This is a genomic window from Vibrio sp. QJM3NY_27 (assembly GCF_057785955.1).
This window is the reverse complement of the sequence record NZ_CM173511.1, coordinates 856,228-874,177: the sequence shown is the minus strand read 5'-3', so window position 1 is coordinate 874,177 and position 17,950 is coordinate 856,228. Positions and strand designations below refer to the sequence as shown.

Annotated in this window: 15 protein-coding genes and 1 tRNA gene; 12 read left to right on the top strand and 4 right to left on the bottom strand. The window is 44.7% G+C overall.

Translation table 11 applies throughout. The annotated features are described in order from the left end of the window. Positions 1-3: 3 nt before the first annotated feature. The 5 genes from AC3CIA_RS03965 to AC3CIA_RS03945 are packed head-to-tail and all read left to right on the top strand — an operon-like array spanning position 4 to position 4,075. Positions 4-1,203, top strand: a complete 1,200-nt coding sequence (locus AC3CIA_RS03965; protein WP_171311900.1) for a beta-ketoacyl-[acyl-carrier-protein] synthase family protein — start codon at positions 4-6, stop codon at positions 1,201-1,203. Further along, positions 1,196-1,660 (top strand): hotdog family protein, encoded by a 465-nt coding sequence (locus AC3CIA_RS03960; protein WP_488518551.1) that lies wholly within the window; start codon positions 1,196-1,198, stop codon positions 1,658-1,660. The genes AC3CIA_RS03965 and AC3CIA_RS03960 overlap by 8 nt, the downstream gene beginning before the upstream one ends. Beyond that, a complete protein-coding gene (locus AC3CIA_RS03955; protein WP_488518550.1) occupies positions 1,657-2,382 on the top strand; it encodes a 3-ketoacyl-ACP reductase FabG2 in 726 nt (241 codons plus the stop codon). Before AC3CIA_RS03960 ends, AC3CIA_RS03955 begins: the two co-directional genes overlap by 4 nt. Further along, entirely contained in the window at positions 2,379-3,602 is a 1,224-nt protein-coding gene (locus tag AC3CIA_RS03950) for a beta-ketoacyl-ACP synthase (RefSeq protein ID WP_488518549.1), read from the top strand. Before AC3CIA_RS03955 ends, AC3CIA_RS03950 begins: the two co-directional genes overlap by 4 nt. 8 nt (positions 3,603-3,610) lie before the next feature. Continuing rightward, a complete protein-coding gene (locus AC3CIA_RS03945; RefSeq protein ID WP_488518548.1) occupies positions 3,611-4,075 on the top strand; it encodes an Sbal_3080 family lipoprotein in 465 nt (154 codons plus the stop codon). Between the two features lie 124 nt (positions 4,076-4,199). Here AC3CIA_RS03945 and gltX read toward each other — a convergent pair whose 3' ends face one another. Next, positions 4,200-5,627, bottom strand: a complete 1,428-nt coding sequence (gene gltX / locus AC3CIA_RS03940) for a glutamate--tRNA ligase (protein ID WP_488518547.1) — start codon at positions 5,625-5,627, stop codon at positions 4,200-4,202. A 300-nt stretch (positions 5,628-5,927) separates the two neighbouring features. On the opposite strand from gltX, the gene AC3CIA_RS03935 reads away from it, so the two are divergent. Both AC3CIA_RS03935 and AC3CIA_RS03930 read left to right on the top strand, forming a co-directional pair. After that, the gene (locus AC3CIA_RS03935) at positions 5,928-8,741 is read left to right on the top strand and encodes a heavy metal translocating P-type ATPase (RefSeq protein ID WP_488518546.1); all 2,814 of its coding nucleotides are present in this window, start codon (positions 5,928-5,930) and stop codon (positions 8,739-8,741) included. Beyond that, positions 8,731-9,171: a DUF411 domain-containing protein gene (locus AC3CIA_RS03930; RefSeq protein WP_488518545.1), complete on the top strand. Its 441-nt coding sequence runs from the start codon at positions 8,731-8,733 to the stop codon at positions 9,169-9,171. Before AC3CIA_RS03935 ends, AC3CIA_RS03930 begins: the two co-directional genes overlap by 11 nt. A 246-nt stretch (positions 9,172-9,417) precedes the next feature. Here AC3CIA_RS03930 and AC3CIA_RS03925 read toward each other — a convergent pair whose 3' ends face one another. Next, positions 9,418-10,110 carry an oligogalacturonate-specific porin KdgM family protein gene (locus AC3CIA_RS03925; protein ID WP_004736127.1) on the bottom strand — a complete coding sequence of 231 codons (693 nt, stop codon included), beginning with the start codon at positions 10,108-10,110 and terminating at the stop codon, positions 9,418-9,420. Positions 10,111-10,646: 536 nt separating this feature from the next. Next, complete coding sequence (locus tag AC3CIA_RS03920; RefSeq protein ID WP_488518544.1) at positions 10,647-13,298, bottom strand: beta-N-acetylhexosaminidase; 2,652 nt, start codon at positions 13,296-13,298, stop codon at positions 10,647-10,649. A 405-nt stretch (positions 13,299-13,703) separates the two neighbouring features. Between AC3CIA_RS03920 and AC3CIA_RS03915 the strand changes: the two genes are divergently transcribed. Continuing rightward, entirely contained in the window at positions 13,704-14,591 is an 888-nt protein-coding gene (locus tag AC3CIA_RS03915) for a TraB/GumN family protein (RefSeq protein WP_488518543.1), read from the top strand. 121 nt (positions 14,592-14,712) lie between these two features. Continuing rightward, on the top strand, positions 14,713-15,135 hold the full coding sequence (locus AC3CIA_RS03910) for a hypothetical protein (RefSeq protein ID WP_488518542.1): 423 nt from the start codon (positions 14,713-14,715) through the stop codon (positions 15,133-15,135). Positions 15,136-15,361: 226 nt separating this feature from the next. Here the strand turns inward: AC3CIA_RS03910 and AC3CIA_RS03905 are convergent. Further along, positions 15,362-15,438 (bottom strand) — tRNA-Pro (locus AC3CIA_RS03905). Positions 15,439-15,693: 255 nt separating this feature from the next. On the opposite strand from AC3CIA_RS03905, the gene AC3CIA_RS03900 reads away from it, so the two are divergent. From AC3CIA_RS03900 to rluF, 3 genes are all read left to right on the top strand, one after another. Next, positions 15,694-15,834: a DUF3149 domain-containing protein gene (locus AC3CIA_RS03900; RefSeq protein ID WP_004736246.1), complete on the top strand. Its 141-nt coding sequence runs from the start codon at positions 15,694-15,696 to the stop codon at positions 15,832-15,834. A gap of 167 nt (positions 15,835-16,001) precedes the next feature. Continuing rightward, on the top strand, positions 16,002-16,583 hold the full coding sequence (gene smrA / locus AC3CIA_RS03895) for a DNA endonuclease SmrA (protein ID WP_017076135.1): 582 nt from the start codon (positions 16,002-16,004) through the stop codon (positions 16,581-16,583). Between the two features lie 176 nt (positions 16,584-16,759). Continuing rightward, a complete protein-coding gene (gene rluF / locus AC3CIA_RS03890; RefSeq protein ID WP_488518541.1) occupies positions 16,760-17,893 on the top strand; it encodes a 23S rRNA pseudouridine(2604) synthase RluF in 1,134 nt (377 codons plus the stop codon). Positions 17,894-17,950: the final 57 nt, after the last annotated feature.

Sequence of the window (17,950 nt, the reverse complement as noted above, 5' to 3'; positions counted from 1 at the left end):
ACTATGCCTATTTACATCCAAGACTGTGGTTTCCACTCGGCGCTAGGCTCAAGCGTTGCTGAAATTCACGACTGCCTTACAAATGAGCACCGCTCGAACATGGTTGAAGTGGACGATATGCTGAATGACGGCAAGTCGACTGTCGTTGGTAAGGTAGCGGGCGATCTGCCAGAGGTTCCATCCAATCTCGCACAATACGCCACTCGTAACAATCAACTGGCGTTATCAGCTCTAAATCAAATCCAAGACTCTATCGAGCAAGCAAAATCACAATTTGGCGCAGATAGAATTGCTGTTGTTATCGGCACAAGCACCTCGGGGATTTCTGATGGTGAAGCCGCTTTCAAACATAAATTGGCAAACGGTGAGTTTCCTGAGCATTATCACTACTCCAAACAGGAGCTAGGGAATCCCTCTGAGTTTGTTAGTCAATATTGCTCATTAACAGGGCCAAACTACGCAATCTCGACCGCCTGCTCATCAAGCGGCCGTGTTTTTCTTACCGCTCAACGCTTGTTAGATTCTGGAATGGCTGATGCTGTGTTGGTTGGAGGTGTCGACACCTTATGTAAGCTGACGCTCAATGGTTTTCATGGTCTTGAAGCACTTTCAAGCACACATTGTCAGCCGTTTAGCGCCTCTCGAGATGGCATCAACATCGGAGAAGCGGCAGCATTTATGTTGCTCAGCAAAACAAAACTGAATGTTGCTAATACAAACCAGAATATACCTAGCATTGCCTTGTTAGGCTGTGGCGATAGCTCTGACGCACATCATATTTCAGCGCCCCATCCTGAAGGGAACGGCGCAGAACAAGCGATGAGAAAGGCGTTAAAATCTGCACAGTTACAAGCAGAAGATATCGGTTATATCAATGCTCATGGCACCGCAACTCCACTCAATGATTCAATGGAAAGCAAAGCCATTCATCGTATTTTTGCAAACAAGGTTCCCGTCAGTTCCACCAAGCCTCTCACCGGGCATACTCTTGGAGCCGCAAGTGCGATAGAGGCTGCAATAGCATGGCATATTTTAAAATATGACTTACCGCTTCCCTTACAAAAATGTCAGGATAAAGCTGAAGATATTGAGATTGATTTGGTAAACTGTTCCCAGAAACTTAAAGTAAAGAACATCTTAAGCAACTCGTTCGCTTTTGGTGGCAACAACATTAGCCTGATCTTTGGTGTAGTAAATGACTGATATCCCTTCTGTAGACCAACTTCTTCCACACGATGATCCGATGATATTAATCGATCGTGCTATCAATGTAGAGGCGTTGTCGATTCACTGTCAGGTCGATATTGGTGCGCATAACCTGTTCTTTAATGCCGAATCTCAAACCGTACCGGCTTATGTCGGTATCGAATTTATGGCGCAATCTGTGGCTGCATGGTCTGGATACCATGCGCTGAAAAACGACACGACTCCTCCAATCGGCTTCTTACTTGGTTCTCGTCGCTACAAGTCACTATGTGATGAGTTCACTCAAGGTCAGACCCTTGATATCTACGCCGAGCAACTGATGGAAGACAGTGGCATGGCCGTGTTTACCGCCCGAGTCGAAGACCAAGGTGAGTTAGTGGCTCAATGTCAACTCAACGTCTACGTGCCGACCGAACAAAAATTACAAGAAATGAAAACTAGGAGCCCATCATGAGCCGTCAGGTTTTAGTCACAGGTGCCAGCAAAGGCATTGGTAAAGCGATCGCTATTCAACTCGCGAAAGACGGTTTTGAAATCGCCGTTCACTACATGGGTGACAAGCAAGGTGCTGAAGACACATTAAAGTCGATCACCGAGCTCGGTGGCGCAGGACGTCTGATCCGATTTGATATCAGCAATCGCAGCGAATGTCGCGAAAAGCTTGAGTCAGATATTGCCGAACAAGGCGCTTATTATGGTGTTGTAAATAATGCCGGTATTACTCGTGACACAGCATTCCCAGCCATGACTGAAGAAGAGTGGGATGGTGTTATCCATACCAACCTCGACAGCTTCTACAACGTACTTCACCCGTGCGTGATGCCAATGGTTCAAAAACGCAAAGGCGGTCGAATCGTTACTCTGGCGTCGGTATCTGGCATCATGGGCAACCGCGGTCAAACCAACTATGCTGCAGCAAAAGCCGGCGTGATTGGCGCGACTAAGTCTCTAGCTTTAGAGCTAGCGAAACGCAAGATCACGGTAAACTGTGTCGCTCCAGGTTTAATTGATACCGGTATGGTTGATGAGCACGTGAAAGAGCACGCTCTACCTCAAGTTCCACTGCGCCGCATGGGCGAGCCAGAAGAAGTGGCTGGCCTAGTCAGCTACCTAATGTCTGATATTGCAGGCTACGTCACTCGCCAAGTAATTTCAGTCAATGGAGGCTTAGTATGACCCACCGCGTTGTTGTAACTGGCATGTCTGGTGTTACTGCCTTTGGTAATGATTGGCAGCACATCGAGCCAAAACTGAAAGCGTGTGAAAATGCCACTCAATATATGCCAAGTTTTGAGCAATACGATGGCCTCAACACTAAGCTAGCTGCGCCTATTGATGACTTCCAGTTACCAAAACACTACAAACGTAAACAGGTTCGAGGCATGGGTCGGGTTTCTCGCTTAGCCACTGTCGCGACTGAAGATGCTTTAACACAAGCTGGGTTGATTGGACATGATGTTCTAACTAACGGAGAAACGGGCATTGCCTACGGGTCTTCAACCGGCAGTACTGATGCCGTAGGTGCGTTTGGTGTGATGCTTAACGAGAAATCGACACGAGCAATCACAGCAACCACCTATGTTCAAATGATGCCACACACCGCTGCGGTCAACGTTGGACTGTTCTTTGGCTTGCGCGGACGCGTGATTCCCACCAGCAGTGCCTGCACTTCAGGAAGCCAAGCGATTGGTTACGCCTATGAAGCGATCAAACACGGCTACCAAACCGTGATGGTTGCTGGTGGTGGTGAAGAACTATGCCCAACTGAGTCTGCCGTTTTCGATACCCTTTTTGCTACCAGTTTAAAAAACAACACACCAGAAAAATCCCCTAGCCCTTACGACAATGAGCGCGATGGTCTAGTCATCGGTGAAGGCGCTGGTACGCTTGTGCTCGAAGAGTATGAACATGCCGTCGCTCGCGGCGCAAAGATCTACGCTGAGATTGTCGGCTTTGCCAGCAACTGCGATGCAGCTCATGTGACCCAACCTCAAATGGAAACCATGCAAGTTTGTATGGAGAAAGCACTCAAAGACGCGCAGCTTCCGGCTGAAAAGATCGGTTATGTCTCTGCTCACGGTACTGCAACCGAAAAAGGCGATATTGCAGAAAGTAATGCTACAGCGAACATTTTCGGTGAAGTGCCAATCAGTTCATTGAAAAGCTACTTTGGTCATACGCTTGGTGCGTGTGGTGCAATTGAAGCTTGGTTAAGCCTAGAGATGATGCATTCAGGCTGGTTCAGTCCAACATTGAACCTTGAAAACATTGACGAACGCTGCGGTAAACTTGATTACATAACGGGCTCAGGCCGCGAACTGGATGTTGAATACCTAATGAGCAACAACTTTGCCTTTGGCGGGATCAACACTTCCATCATCTTCAAAAAAATCTAGGATAGATAATGAAAAACTGGCTAGCTCTTGTTGTTGTCTTTTTACTCGCAGGTTGCAGTGCTCCGAAGTATTCGGGCAATGCACTTCCTGAAGCAAACAACATCGAAAATATCACGATCGTGGAAGATGTAAAAACGCGCAGCATTTTCCTCGATTCCATGCTTGATTGGTGTCTGAATAATCAGGTTAAATGTAAAGTAGTTGCCGACGGTTCAGAACATAATCCAGAGGACATTACGCTTGATTATGTCTCTCGCTGGAGCTGGGATTTCAGAACTTTTGTGGCGGATGCTAAGATCTCAGCTTATCAAGATCAACAACGCATAGGCAACGTTGAGTTTAAAGCACCGAATAGCGGAAATTTATCAAAGTTTGGCGACGATATGGAACGCATCAAAGCGATGATGGATATCTTGTTCGATAAGAAAACAGCGGCTCAAGCGACCCAAATGATTGCTGACGACAAGCTATAACGCGAAGCCAAATTCGAATCGACATAGCTTTAATAGAACAAGCTTTAATCAACCAAGCTCAAAACAAATAAAAAGGGTCAGTAACCAAGTTACTGACCCTTTTTTGAATCTAGCAATCGCTCTATTAAGCGTTAGCTTCACGCTCTGCGATGAACTCAAGAGCCATCTTGATGCGAGCGATTACGCGCTCTTTACCAACAAGCTCCATCACTGCATCAACAGAAGGAGACTGACCGCCGCCTGTTACTGCTACGCGAAGTGGCATACCGATTTTACCCATGCCGATCTCTAGCTCTTCACATACTGCTGCAATCACACCGTCTTTGATGTTTGCTGTTGTGAATTCTTCAAGCGCTTCAACCTTAGCAAGAGCAAGTTCTAGTGGGCCTTTAGCAACACCACGTAGGTGCTTCTTCGCTGCGCCAGCTTCAAACTCAGAGAAATCTTCGTAGAAGTAACGAGACTGCTCAGCAAGTTCGATAAGCGTGTTACAACGCTCGCCAACTAGCTTGATCACTTCAGTGATCGCTGGGCCGTTTGTTGTATCGATCTTCTGTACGTCTAAGTGCCATTGTAGGTATTTTGCAACGTACTCAGGCTCAGAAGTCTTGATGTAGTGGTTGTTCAACCAAAGTAGTTTTTCAGTGTTGAATGCAGATGCAGACTTGCTGATTGCGTTTAGGCTGAAGAATTCAATCATCTCTTCTTGAGAGAAGATCTCTTGGTCACCGTGAGACCAGCCTAAACGAACTAGGTAGTTGTTCAGTGCATTTGGTAGGTAACCTTCGTCGCGGTATTGCATTACAGAAACAGCACCGTGACGCTTAGAAAGTTTCGCACCGTCATCACCAAGAATCATGGCACAGTGAGCGAAAGTTGGAACTGGCGCGCCTAGTGCTTCATAGATGTTGATTTGACGAGGTGTGTTGTTGATATGGTCTTCACCACGAACAACGTGTGTAATACCCATATCCCAGTCATCCACTACAACTACGAAGTTGTAAGTTGGAGCACCGTCTGTACGACGAATGATTAGGTCATCAAGTTGGCTGTTTGCGATTTCAATGCGACCACGAATTTGGTCATCAAATACTACGCTGCCTTCTTTAGGGTTACGGAAACGGATAACGCATGCATCACCTTCTTTTGCTGCTTCGTTTGCTGCAACAATTTTAGGGTGGTTCGCGTCGTAACGAGCCATTTCTTTGTTTTCTTCTTGTACTGCACGAATCTCATCAAGCAGTTCTTTAGACGCGTAGCATTTGAATGCTTTGTCTTCAGCAAGTAGCTTATCAACCATTTCGTTGTAACGGTCAAAACGCTTAGATTGGTAGTAAGGACCTTCATCCCATTCCATACCCATCCATTGCATGCCTTCTAGAATTGCATCAACCGCTTCTTGAGAGTTACGCTCAAGGTCCGTGTCTTCGATACGCAGAACGAATTCACCACCTTGATTCTTAGCGAATAGCCAAGAGTAAAGTGCAGTACGTGCACCACCAACGTGAAGATAGCCAGTTGGGCTAGGAGCAAAACGAGTTTTAACCGTCATTTAAATACCTTGATTATGTAGGTGATTCTTTTAGTGATTGCCATTACAAAGCCTGCAACAGAAAAATATCACTAAATTTTGGGCGCTATTTTATCACCACCGCTTAAATCTACAATCAGTAGTGAATGATTAATGTGCTGATCTTGTACGAAAGCTATTGTGGAAAGGCTAAATCCAGCTTCGATGTAGCAAATCTATAGCCTGAGCCAGTAAATTATAGCCATGCTTTTCTTCAACGCTCGCCTATCCCACAAACTTAACCCACCATTCATATGCTACTAAGATCAAATTCTTGAATTTATGTTTGACCTTACCCTTACGGTAAGGTTTATGTTGGGTGTAGATGAGAATTGGAGTATCGATATGAAGCATTACACTACCGCACTCAACGGCCTAAATTGCATGGGTTGCGCGAAGAAAGTCCGCACCCTGCTTGGTGATTTCGATAACACGACGATCAACGACATATCGCCGACGTACATCGACATTTCGACTCCTTTTAGCTACGTTGAACTCAACGAACAGTTAGCGACCCTTAGTTATTCCATGGGTAATTCGCTGCATCTATCATTATCGGGCCTCAGCTGTGGCAAGTGCGTGAGCAAACTGACTCAAGCACTTGAACAGACTGAGCAAATCTCAGACCTAGAAGTCAGCAAACATGAATTGTCCTTGGTTACTTTACTTGCAGAATCAGAGGTTATTGAGCTAGTCGAAAGCGTGGGTTATCACGCGACTCCCTACTCTGAAGCTAATGACCTTTTATCGAGTTCAGATTCAAAAGAAGATAAAAAACCAGCGCCCGTAGAACCGACACAAGCTAAATCTGCAGCTAGCCAATATACCTATCACCTTGTTCTTGAAGGAATGACATGTGCGAGTTGCGTTTCTTCGGTAGAGAAAGCGTTGAAAAAGAATGAGTTCGTCGACCAAGCTCAGATCAACCTCGCTGAACAGACAGCCTTGGTCTTCACGTCTAAAACACGGGACGTCATCGAGAACGCTCTCATAGAATCGGTAAAAACCGCAGGTTATGGTGCGGAGTTCGTTGATGACGCGGCGACTCAACAACAAAAACAGCAAGAACAACAACTTCGTACCCAAAAAGTTTTCCTAAAGAATTCAGTAAGCGCGCTGGTTATCGGAGCTCCGCTGATGGCGTGGGGTCTGTTCGGTGGCAGCATGACCATTGTTACATTTAACGACCAATTGGCTTGGGGATTGGTTGGTGTGGTCTGTTTGATACTGCTTGCGACTTCAGGACGCAGCTTCTTCACTAACGCTTGGCAGTCTCTCATGCATAAGCGTGCAACCATGGATACGTTAGTTGCTTTAGGTACGGGCGCTGCATGGTTCTATTCAATGCTGGTTGTACTGATTCCATCATGGTTCCCAGAACCATCGCGTCATGTCTATTTTGAAGCAAGTACAATGATTGTCGGCCTTATCTCTTTAGGGCACTACATTGAAGCCAAAGCCAAAGCACGCACCACCAAATCTTTACAGGCACTGATTAACTTACAGCCTCAAAAAGCGGTAGTTATCGTCGATGGTAAAGAACAGACCATCGCCGTCGAAGCCATTCAAGTCGGTATGCAAGTGCGTGTAAAACCGGGAGAAAAAGTCCCTGTCGATGGCGTCGTGGTAGCGGGTGAATCTTATATCGATGAATCAATGTTGACTGGTGAACCGCTTCCCAACGTCAAATCGCTCGATGATGGGGTTTCAGCAGGAACTATTAATGGTGATGGCAGCTTAGTTATTGAAGCGACCGGGATTGGCTCAAGCACCATGTTGGCTCGAATCATTCAGATGGTTCGCCAAGCACAAAGCAGCAAGCCTGCGATTGCTAAACTCGCTGATTCGATCTCTGCCGTTTTCGTCCCTGTTGTGGTTGCGATCGCAGCCATTGCCGCCCTAGTTTGGTTTTTTGTTGGACCACAACCTAGTGCAAGTTACATGCTAGTAGTATCAACCACAGTACTGATTATCGCCTGTCCATGTGCGTTAGGCCTAGCAACGCCACTGTCGATTACTGTTGGCGTGGGTAAAGCCGCTGAGTTTGGCGTTCTTATTAAAGATGCGGATGTATTGCAGTCTGCCAGCAAGATCGATGCTGTTGTGTTTGATAAAACAGGTACGTTGACCCAAGGCAAACCAACCGTTCAACAGGCCTTTTACTCTAATCTAACGGAGCAAGAGTTACTGGCTTATGCTTATTCAGTAGAAGTGGGATCTGAGCACCCACTCGCCAAAGCCGTTTGCCAATATGCAGAGAGCCTACAAGTTTCAGCACTACCTCATAGCGAGTTCGAAAACCAACGAGGGCTTGGCGTACAGGCAACAATTAACGGCAAGAACGTGCAAGTTGGCTCGCTTAAATACCTAACCCAGTTAGGCATCAATACTGAGATTGGCGCGGATTTTATCGAACTTTGCCGCTCGCAAGCGTGGACGCCTATTTTCATTGTGATTGACCAAAAACTGGAAGGCATATTGGGCATTTCAGACGCGTTAAAAATAGATAGCAAACAGGCGATAGCTCAACTAAAATCCGCCGGAATTCACACTGTGCTATTAACGGGTGACAATGACTCTGTGGCTCAAGCAATAGGTAAAGACGTCGGTATCGACGAGGTTATCTCGGAAGTGCTTCCAGAGCAGAAAGCTCAACATATTGTTCAGCTGCAACAGCAATATAAGAGTGTTGCTATGGTCGGAGACGGTATTAACGATGCACCAGCTCTTGCTCAAGCAGATATAGGAATCGCAATGGGCAGTGGCAGTGATGTCGCGATTGAAAGTGCGCAAATGACGCTACTCAACTCATCGCCATTATCAGTAAGCAACGCGATCGAGCTATCTCAAGCGACCGTGAGAAACATGAAGCAAAACCTGTTTGGTGCCTTCATCTATAACTCACTTGGTATTCCTATCGCAGCCGGTGTGCTCTACCCATTTTTCGGATTTCTGCTTAGCCCTGTCGTTGCAGGCGCTGCGATGGCGATGTCGTCAATCACGGTAGTAAGCAATGCCAACAGATTAAGACTTTTCAAACCCACACATTCTAATATCAACAAAAACCATATTCATGAGGTTAACCATGATTCGTAAAATTATGACTCTTACAGCACTCGCTGCAATTTCAGGACAAGCTCTCGCGACTGATGTTCTAAACCATAAGTCTCCATACTGTGGCTGCTGCACAGAATGGACAGAACATATGCGAGATGCTGGGTTCGATGTTACAGAGAAGCTCCACGATGATATGAATCCAATAAAGCAGAAGTTAGGGGTAACGCAAAAACTAGCCTCTTGCCACACTGCAGAGATCGACGGTTACGTATTTGAAGGGCACATTCCAGCAGAGGACGTGAAAGCCTTTTTAGAAAATCCACCACGTAATGCGATTGGCTTAGCGGTTCCAGGCATGCCAATGGGCTCTCCGGGCATGGAATATGGCGATAAGAAAGACGAGTATTCTGTGTATGCGTTTAATGAAGAAGGTCAGGTGTTTGAGTTCCGTCATTACAACGGAAAATAAAGCTTAACTAGACCAACGCCAAGCAATTAAAAGAAGTCATAAAAATAGAGCCTAGCATGAGTAAACCCAAGACTGTAGTTTACTTGCTAGGCTCTTTGCTTTTGGACAGTAAAGCAAATCTTGTCGCGGTACCAACCGGGCTGTTAGTGCCGCTATATTTCTCCTCGCTAATTGGCTAAGAAGCTATTTAGCGAAGAAGCTCACTCGGCTAATAATCTAATCGACTAAGCAGCCAAGTGAATCGGCTTAGAAGCCGTAAGAAGCACCGAATACGAATGCGTTGTTCTGCTTAGAATCGCCGTTTGCGAAATCTACGCCGTTAGCTTGGCTACGGAACTCAAAGTAAGGTTGAACACCTTGACGAGTCCATGTAGCACGTAACTCATGGTCCATCGCTTCAGCATCAATCATGTATACGTTGTTGTAGCTAAGTGCTAGGTCAGCATTCACTGTGTAACCAATGCGGTTATCCATGCGGTAGTCTGTGTCAGCATTAGCCGAAGTATCATCGATGTGTGCACGAGTACGGTTGCTAATAGAGATACCGTTATCGAAGTTGTAACCGATCTTAACTAATGGACGGAACTGAATGCTCTCACCTGCAGAGAATAGGTGTTGGTAACCAGCAGCAACCCATAATTTGTCAGTAATGTTGAAAGATTGCTCACCACCGACAGTGATGCCTGGAGTAGTATTACCTGCACCGCCATTTTCAGATTCAAGTTTGCCAAGTTGGATGCCATCAAACTCAGAATAAACCGTGAAGCCGCCTAGAGAGTTGTCAAACGTGTGACCAGCTTCTAGCGTAGAAGTCATATCAGAACCGTGGATACGGCCATCGTCATGAATTTGGATGTTACCTGTAACGTAAGAAGAACCAGCAAAAGCACTAGAAGCAAAAGCAAGAGAAAGTGCACTTAGAGCGATAATTTTTTTCATAGTAAACTGCCTTAGTTTGATTTTTTCAGCGGCACATCTTCGGTACATCATTCACCTTCACCGCTTGAGTAGTTAGTTGCCTCCCTGGCATGAAATCTATGTTGCTCGAATTAATTTGCGTTTCAAAATAAAAGAGTAAGCAGAGTGATCTCTCTCACTATCAAAAAAGAACAAGTTATTTAATGCATTTAAATCAATCACTTAAAAATATAAAATTTAATAAAAAAGTTAAGACTTAAAAATACACAGATCGAGATCACGTTATTTCACGTCACAAAATTAGATTAAGTTAGTTCAATCACACCTGATTTAGAGTTTTTGATGAGAGACTTATTTTTTGAAGAGAATAATGAGAAGCGCGTCACTTTTGCGATGGAACTCACCTTATGTACATTGTTGACGATATACATAAAGGCTATTTCTATATGTTTCAGTTTAAGAGAAGTGGCTAACTTGATTTGGACGAAAAAAAAGCTCCCACTCTTATCTGAATCAGATAAAAGCTAGGGAGCTCTTCTATTAATGTTGCTTGTCGATTATTTTACCGAAGTTACTCGACTTACTTTCTCGCCACTTTCAGAGATAGAGCGGATGTAAGTTTCGCCTGAAACCGAAGGACGTTGTTGCTCATCGTACGTTAACCAGTTTTCGCCATCAGCAGAGTATTGCAGCTCTACGCCTGGGAATTGTACGTTCATCGCTAGCTTGCCATCAACAACCTGAGCGCCCGGTACTGGCAGTCGGTAATCAATGCCAGCTTTCTCAAGCTTAGCCAATTCACGTTGCCCTACAATATTCGCGAAGCGATTAAAGTCACTGTTTAAAGACTGCTTATTCACTAAGTCAGTATCTTGAGAGTATTCAACGCCCACTTTGTAGTCGTTTTCCCAATCAGCTCTGTGCCATGCGCGCTCTGCTGCTGCAAGTACGCGAGGGAACACCATGTATTCATACTGCTCGTCGGTACGTACTGTTTCAGACCAAAGTTGTGCAGACAAACCGTAGAAAGGTTTCGCTTCAATCTCGCCTTTACCAGAGAAACCATTGCCGTCACGGTCTAATGATGTTTCTGCGTTTTGTGGCATGTTTTCTGGTGCGAAGCCAAACATCTTACGAGTATCGGTTGCACGTGTTGCCCAGTAGTAACCACGCTCTGCAGCATCAACTTCGTATGGCATATCCATGTATACGTAGTCTGGGTTAGAGACGATTACGTCATACCCTTTTGCTGACCAGTCGTATACTGATGAAGTACCGCCCCAGTAAAGAACGTCCCAGAAGTTCACGCGAGTGCTTTCTGTTGCAAATGCTTTTTCGCCTTCACTGTATTTCAGGCCATCTTGCCATGCTTGGAAGTGAGGGATGCCTTTGTCAGCAACAATCTTAGATACCTGCTCTGCAAAGTGACTTGGCAGGTGACCGAAATCGCTCACAGTACCATCAGCGATCAAAGACTGACACTGTGGAGATTGTTGGAATGGCTTATCTTGCTTAGCCAAGTCAATATTACCTTTCCATGCCACTTTATCTTCTGCATTAATATCTTGTAGGCCCGCGCCTAACTTGATGTTTTTCGCTTCATCGCCGCCAAAGTGCCAAGTCGTTAATGGAACGCCCGCTTCTTGGTGCATTGCCGCCACTTCAGAGATAACTTTATCGACAAAGTGAGTAGAAGATTCCATACATGGATTAATGAAGCTTTGCTTATCGTAGAACTGAACCGTGGTTACGTTCGATGTATCTTGTGGATCCATCAAGCGGTATTCGTTCGCTTCCGCTTCTTTACCTTCCGCCATTAGGCGAGTGTAACGCGCTTCCATCGATACCACAGCAGAACGAGCGTGTGCTGGCATATCAATTTCTGGAATTACTTCGATGCTGCGCGCTTTTGCGTAGCTTAAAATCTCGACGTAATCCGCTTTACTAAAGAAACCAGAGCCAAAGTTGTCTGTTGTTGGACCTGAACCTAGCTGAGGCAGTAAACAGCTTTGCTCTTCCAAATCAAAACAACGATTAGACCCTACATCCGTTAGCTCTGGTAAACCTGGGATTTCTAAACGCCAACCTTCATCATCTGTTAAGTGAAGGTGCAGTTTATTCATCTTGTATGCCGCCATTTGATCTAGCGTTGCTAGGATGGCATCTTTTGAGTGGAAGTTTCGAGCAACATCAACCATCACACCACGGTAATCGAAACGTGGCGCATCTTTGATCGACAGTTGTGGTAATGATTCAGCGTTCTGACTGTCTATTAGGCCAAAAATAGACTGAACTGCGTAGAAAGCACCTGTTTTATCAAACGCTTTAATCGTAATCCCCTCTTCCGAGATGCTTAGTTCATAAGCGCCAGATTTCGCCAAATCACCCGTAAACTGAGTAGGAACAACAGCAACACTAACAGGTAGGTCGCCACTCACATCTACGTTTACCACATCTGCACGTTCTTCAATTGCAGCGAACTGCTCAGCATCGAATGCGTCTTTAGGTAGGGCAATACCACCAGCAATGCTCACTGAACCTTCGCCCACTTCTACCGACATTGGCGTTGGTAGTAAAGTGGTTGATACATCTTGCGTTACCAGATCAGCATTCTTTTCAAAGCGAGTAACCGCTGTTGCCATGACATTGTTGTCATCAGGTGTACGCTTAAGGTTGTTTCCTTCCAAACCGGTTACGAACGACGCGACATCTTCCGTATTCAATGAAGCAATCATCTTAGGTTCAGCGTTTGGCGCCGTTACGAATGCACCCGGCATAAAGTCGGTTTCAAACAGTTGCCAGTATTCACTTGTTAGTGGAAGAATCACTTCTTCACCAGCGGCAAAACCATCGAACTTATCTGTAGGTTCTAGTTTGTGTAGGTCGCCCGTTACACGAGTGATTTTAAACTGCTCATTATCAACATCTAAGATAAGGCGAATACTGTGGAAATAGATAGTCCAATCTTTCGAATCGATCGCTTCACCGTCATTGGTCAGAGTCATGTTCACTTTGTTACATGATGCCCACTCTGCGCCTAAATCCTGACAAGCCATGCCTTCGTTTGCGCCGTGGTTCGTCAAAATTTCGTATTGCACATCAAGGTTATCAGCCAGTGCATTAACAACCTGTTGCTCAGGTGCTTGCGTTACGGCACAACCCGATAAACCAGCTAATACCGCGACAGATAGTAAGTTTCTTTTCAACATCGTATTCACCCATAAATTAAAAAATTGAGTCAGAAGCAAAGTGGAGCGCTTCGAAAGTTAGATAAACTATATGGGCTTATTTTTTACCGTGAATTAAATCAAGTTAATAAAGTGATCAGCTTCAAATCTCAAAATTTGCGATAAAATTAATTACATAAAAATCATTAAGTTAGAATCGACGGCACTTCCGTCAGTTTTATTTTGACGTAAAAATTGAGAAATGAATCACAATCTTTTTAACGGATTTCATAAAATCGTGTCGTTGTTACTGAGAAAGGTTTAAGAGTTTGTTGGTGTTGTTATACTTTTCGTACAAACAACGTGACATCGTTCTCAAAAAAAACCGTTAAAAAACACCGTCAAAATCGATTTTAACGAGTTTAAGACTTCCTAAAGGAGCTCCCTTTGCGCCCATTCTTCTACATGACTTTATTCGTTCTCGCTTTTTCAGCTAGGCAAGCGGTCGCCGAGCCCCTTTATTGGCAAGCAAAAAAGGATGAACTGACACTCACTATCTTAGGTTCTGTGCACGTTGGGGACGAGAGTATGTACCCACTTCCTTCAGCGATCACCGATGCGCTAAAAAACAGTGATGGGTTAGTTATCGAAACGGATATCAGAAAGTCTGATGGCGTTGTATATCCTCACAGCAAACTCACCACAGCCGATGTGCTCAATGAAGAACAACTGCAATTATTAACCGACATATCAAAATCGTTGGAGATGCCGACGCAACAACTGCTTAGTTCACCGCCTTGGGCTACTTCTCTCTCCATACAGATGCAGCAGTTAAAAAACCTGGGTTATGGCTCCGCCAGCGGCGTTGATGCGACACTAGCTCACAAAGCAACTATCCAAGATGTTCAGGTGATCAGTTTAGAGCCTCTGCAGTTTCAAATAGACCTGATGACAAAACAAAAGGACGACGGTAAGGAGTGGTTAGTCAGTAGCCTTGAAGAATTTGACCAAACTGATCGTGTAGTTCATTGCCTAATTGAAAGCTGGAAAGCGGGTGATTTAGCAAAACTGGAAGCCTTTTCAGAGCTACCAGAGATGTCGCCTGAACTTGAGAAAGCATTCTTAACCGATCGCAATATCGACTGGGCAAACAAACTATCCACCACCGATTGGAAGCTTAAGTCAAAAGGGAACTACTTGATCGTGGTTGGCACCTTGCACCTAGTTGGCGAAGGTAACCTTTTACAGTTGTTAAAAGAAAAAGGTTTTAATGTCACTCAACAATCACAAAGCCAACAGGCTAAGTGTCAATTTGAGGTTAGTGACGACAACTAACTAAATTCGATACTATGACCTTCTCATAATATAACCATTACCTAATAACAGAATCATTACATTTAATAGCACCATAACGGTGCTATTATCTTTCGCTCTTTTTATACACGGTGTTGTTCTCATGAAACCAGTTCTCTTCGCTTTACCTTTAGCCCTCGCAATCTTGATGCCCACGGCAGCGTCTGCCAAAGAAACTTGTACCATCGAACAATTCCAACCAATAGACATTCAGCCTGATACAAAAGGCGGCGTGCTAGATAAAGAAAGCGGACAGTTTTTGATTACTGAAAAGCCACCAATGCGCTGCGCCAATATTACGTTCACAACCTCTACAACACGAAACCGTATCGCAAGCCAAATGAACAACAATTTTGAAGCGAACTTTTACGACAACCAAACGGGAAAATCTCACTCGGTGGCGTTTGATGAAGATGAAGTAAAGGCAGGTTACATTCGAATAGGCCCGAATAAGCAAGCGGAAGCGTATGTTTGTTTTGTTACCTCGGAAACACCAATCAAGAACATCACGTGTGATGTTAAGTAAGTAGTTTGGGGACTGACATCCCAGCCCCATCCTCATGGCCTAAACCATATAAATACGTTAACTATTTCGAAATGCAAAAAAGCCGTAACATTTCTGTTACGGCTTTTATTAATGTAGTCGGTGAAGAGCTTATTTTGAACATCAGGCGAACCCCACCTAGGTTCTAATCCCATTTCTCATGTCCTGAAACGACGAAAGCCTGCTCATTGAGCAGGCTTTCTAAATGTGGTCGGTGAAGAGGGATTCGAACCCCCGACCCTCTGGTCCCAAACCAGATGCGCTACCAAGCTGCGCTATTCACCGAGATATCTAACTGGCTGATTGCCTGTCGATGAATCGTATAATACGGATTCTGAATTTATGCGCAAGAGCTTTTTTCACTCTTTTTTACAATATCGAATCGTTCGAACAAAAGACGTACAACCCAACGGCTAATGTGACGAAAAACACACACTCACCAACAAGTATTTAACTTATGAAACAGGATTGATCCAGATCAGTGAATTGATAACGCGACTTAATACACTGAGCCATGTCATATAACTTTGAGGTATACACATGGACTTTTGGCTAGAACTCCTATTTGGTAATGCAGTGGGGCTATCTTCAATGATAGTAATATTCGGGGCTCTGGGTCTCATGATGTTCTATGGAGGCTTCTTCATCTACAAAGTTATGACTGAAAAATCTCCTCACTAGAATCGCTCAGCCTAAGTCATCTACTTTTAAGTATCATTTTCTTTGGGTGGATGTAAAAACGCTTTGCACCGGAGCAGACTTATTGTCTTCTCCGGTTTTTTCATTTTTAAACCCGGCCTCAACTTAGGTATACTCACCCTATCCTTCTCCAACTTGAGATACACACTATGTCTCATGATGACGACTTAGATCTATTCCAAGAAATGATGGGCGATGTTAAACGTATCGACCATGACACCGCCGAACACCAGAAAGTACACCGAGTCACAGAATCTCACCTTGCTAAGCGTGAAGCCGCTATGTGGCTGTCTGACGACGAGAAAGACTACTTATCATTAGACTACTCACCAATGATCAAGCCAGACGACGTCATTGCTTACAAGAAAGATGGTGTACAAGAAGGCGTATACAAAAAGCTGCGCTTAGGCAAATACCCTATTCAGGCCAAACTCGACCTTCATAGGAAAACACTGAAAGATGCTCGTAACGAAGTACTCTCATTTTTACGTCAGTGTTTAAGAATGGATGTTCGCACCGTTATCATTGTTCACGGTAAAGGTGAGCGCTCGAACCCACCAGCAATGATGAAAAGCTACGTGGCGAATTGGCTCACGCAAATTAACGACGTTCAATGTGTTCACTCTGCTCAGCAATTTCATGGTGGTACTGGCGCAGTCTACGTTATGCTCAGAAAGAGTAACGAGAAAAAGCTAGAGAACAGAGAGCGCCATCAAAAACGCACCAGTTAACTGGTTGAAACAGATAAGTACACTGATAGCGAATTGCATCAAGATCGATATTTCGTGCCTAGACTCACACCAAGTGCTAAAATTGTCCTCAGTTAACGAATCCCAACTCAAAGCAACTATCCAAAGGTTGCTTTTTGTTTATCTATATTTCCGTTGTGAAACGCTAAGAGAATATCATGTCACAAGAATCCCAAGCTAAACGCCTTAATAAATACATCAGTGAAACTGGTTTTTGCTCACGCCGCGAAGCCGACAAACTCATTGATGCAGGCCGAGTTACTATTAACGGTAAGATCCCTGAAATGGGTACTAAAGTCTTGCCCGGTGATGATGTTGAGATCGACAATAAACCTGTTCGCTCAAAAGAGAAGCCGATCTACATTGCTCTTAATAAACCAACAGGCATCACCTGTACTACTGAACGTGATATTCCTGGCAACATCGTCGACTTTATCGGCCACCACAAACGTATTTTCCCTATTGGTCGTCTAGATAAGCCTTCTGATGGTCTTATCTTCTTGACCAACGATGGCGACATCGTAAACAAAATCCTACGTGCAGGTAACAACCACGAGAAAGAATACGTGGTTCGTGTAGATAAACCAATTACGACGGAATTCTTGAAGCAAATGGGCGCTGGCGTTCATATTCTCGATACTGTTACCTTGCCATGTAAGGTCGAGAAAGAAACCAAGTTTTCGTTCCGAATCACACTAACGCAAGGCCTTAACCGCCAAATTCGCCGTATGTGTGAAGCATTGGGTTACGAGGTATTTAAGCTGCGCCGTGTTCGTATTATGAACATCTCACTAGACGGTATTCCTAACGGAAAATGGCGCTACCTGAGCGACGAAGAGATCACTGAAATTTTAGCGATGTGTGAAGGCTCTGTAAGTACTGAAGATGCATCAAAAATGAACGCGAAAGGTCAACGCATTCGCAAAGCGACAGACGCAAAACTTTTTGATAGCCGTGAAGAAAACCAAACTTCCACAGCGCGCCGTAATCAAAACGAGAACCGTACTCGCACCTATCGCGGTAATAATGCGGATGAATTCCGTCATGCGCCTAACTCGAAACGTGGCCGTAACTCATCGAATGGTGAAAGCGGTGGCAATACCGAGAACTGGAAATCGAACTCTCGTTCAGAGCGTTCTAATTCAGATAGAAACAGTTCGGATCGCACCCGCACAGATCGCAACAATGACGATCGTCGAAGCGGTAAGCCAGCAAACCGTAGTCAAGATTCAAACAGACCAAATAAACCAGCAGCAAAACGCGTTGGTGGTACATTAGGCCTGAAGAAGTAGTCAGAATCAGTAAGATGAGACACTCAATATAAAAGCGCCCGCTAGGTTAATCTAACG

What these genes read in the sequence shown, in the direction of transcription:
- AC3CIA_RS03965 (WP_171311900.1), top strand. Translation starts at nt 4, where the DNA reads ATGCCTATTTACATCCAAGACTGTGGTTTCCACTCGGCGCTAGGCTCA.
- AC3CIA_RS03960 (WP_488518551.1), top strand. Translation starts at nt 1,196, where the DNA reads ATGACTGATATCCCTTCTGTAGACCAACTTCTTCCACACGATGATCCG.
- AC3CIA_RS03955 (WP_488518550.1), top strand. Translation starts at nt 1,657, where the DNA reads ATGAGCCGTCAGGTTTTAGTCACAGGTGCCAGCAAAGGCATTGGTAAA.
- AC3CIA_RS03950 (WP_488518549.1), top strand. Translation starts at nt 2,379, where the DNA reads ATGACCCACCGCGTTGTTGTAACTGGCATGTCTGGTGTTACTGCCTTT.
- AC3CIA_RS03945 (WP_488518548.1), top strand. Translation starts at nt 3,611, where the DNA reads ATGAAAAACTGGCTAGCTCTTGTTGTTGTCTTTTTACTCGCAGGTTGC.
- gltX (WP_488518547.1), bottom strand. Translation starts at nt 5,627, where the DNA reads ATGACGGTTAAAACTCGTTTTGCTCCTAGCCCAACTGGCTATCTTCAC.
- AC3CIA_RS03935 (WP_488518546.1), top strand. Translation starts at nt 5,928, where the DNA reads ATGTTTGACCTTACCCTTACGGTAAGGTTTATGTTGGGTGTAGATGAG.
- AC3CIA_RS03930 (WP_488518545.1), top strand. Translation starts at nt 8,731, where the DNA reads ATGATTCGTAAAATTATGACTCTTACAGCACTCGCTGCAATTTCAGGA.
- AC3CIA_RS03925 (WP_004736127.1), bottom strand. Translation starts at nt 10,110, where the DNA reads ATGAAAAAAATTATCGCTCTAAGTGCACTTTCTCTTGCTTTTGCTTCT.
- AC3CIA_RS03920 (WP_488518544.1), bottom strand. Translation starts at nt 13,298, where the DNA reads ATGTTGAAAAGAAACTTACTATCTGTCGCGGTATTAGCTGGTTTATCG.
- AC3CIA_RS03910 (WP_488518542.1), top strand. Translation starts at nt 14,713, where the DNA reads ATGAAACCAGTTCTCTTCGCTTTACCTTTAGCCCTCGCAATCTTGATG.
- AC3CIA_RS03900 (WP_004736246.1), top strand. Translation starts at nt 15,694, where the DNA reads ATGGACTTTTGGCTAGAACTCCTATTTGGTAATGCAGTGGGGCTATCT.
- smrA (WP_017076135.1), top strand. Translation starts at nt 16,002, where the DNA reads ATGTCTCATGATGACGACTTAGATCTATTCCAAGAAATGATGGGCGAT.
- rluF (WP_488518541.1), top strand. Translation starts at nt 16,760, where the DNA reads ATGTCACAAGAATCCCAAGCTAAACGCCTTAATAAATACATCAGTGAA.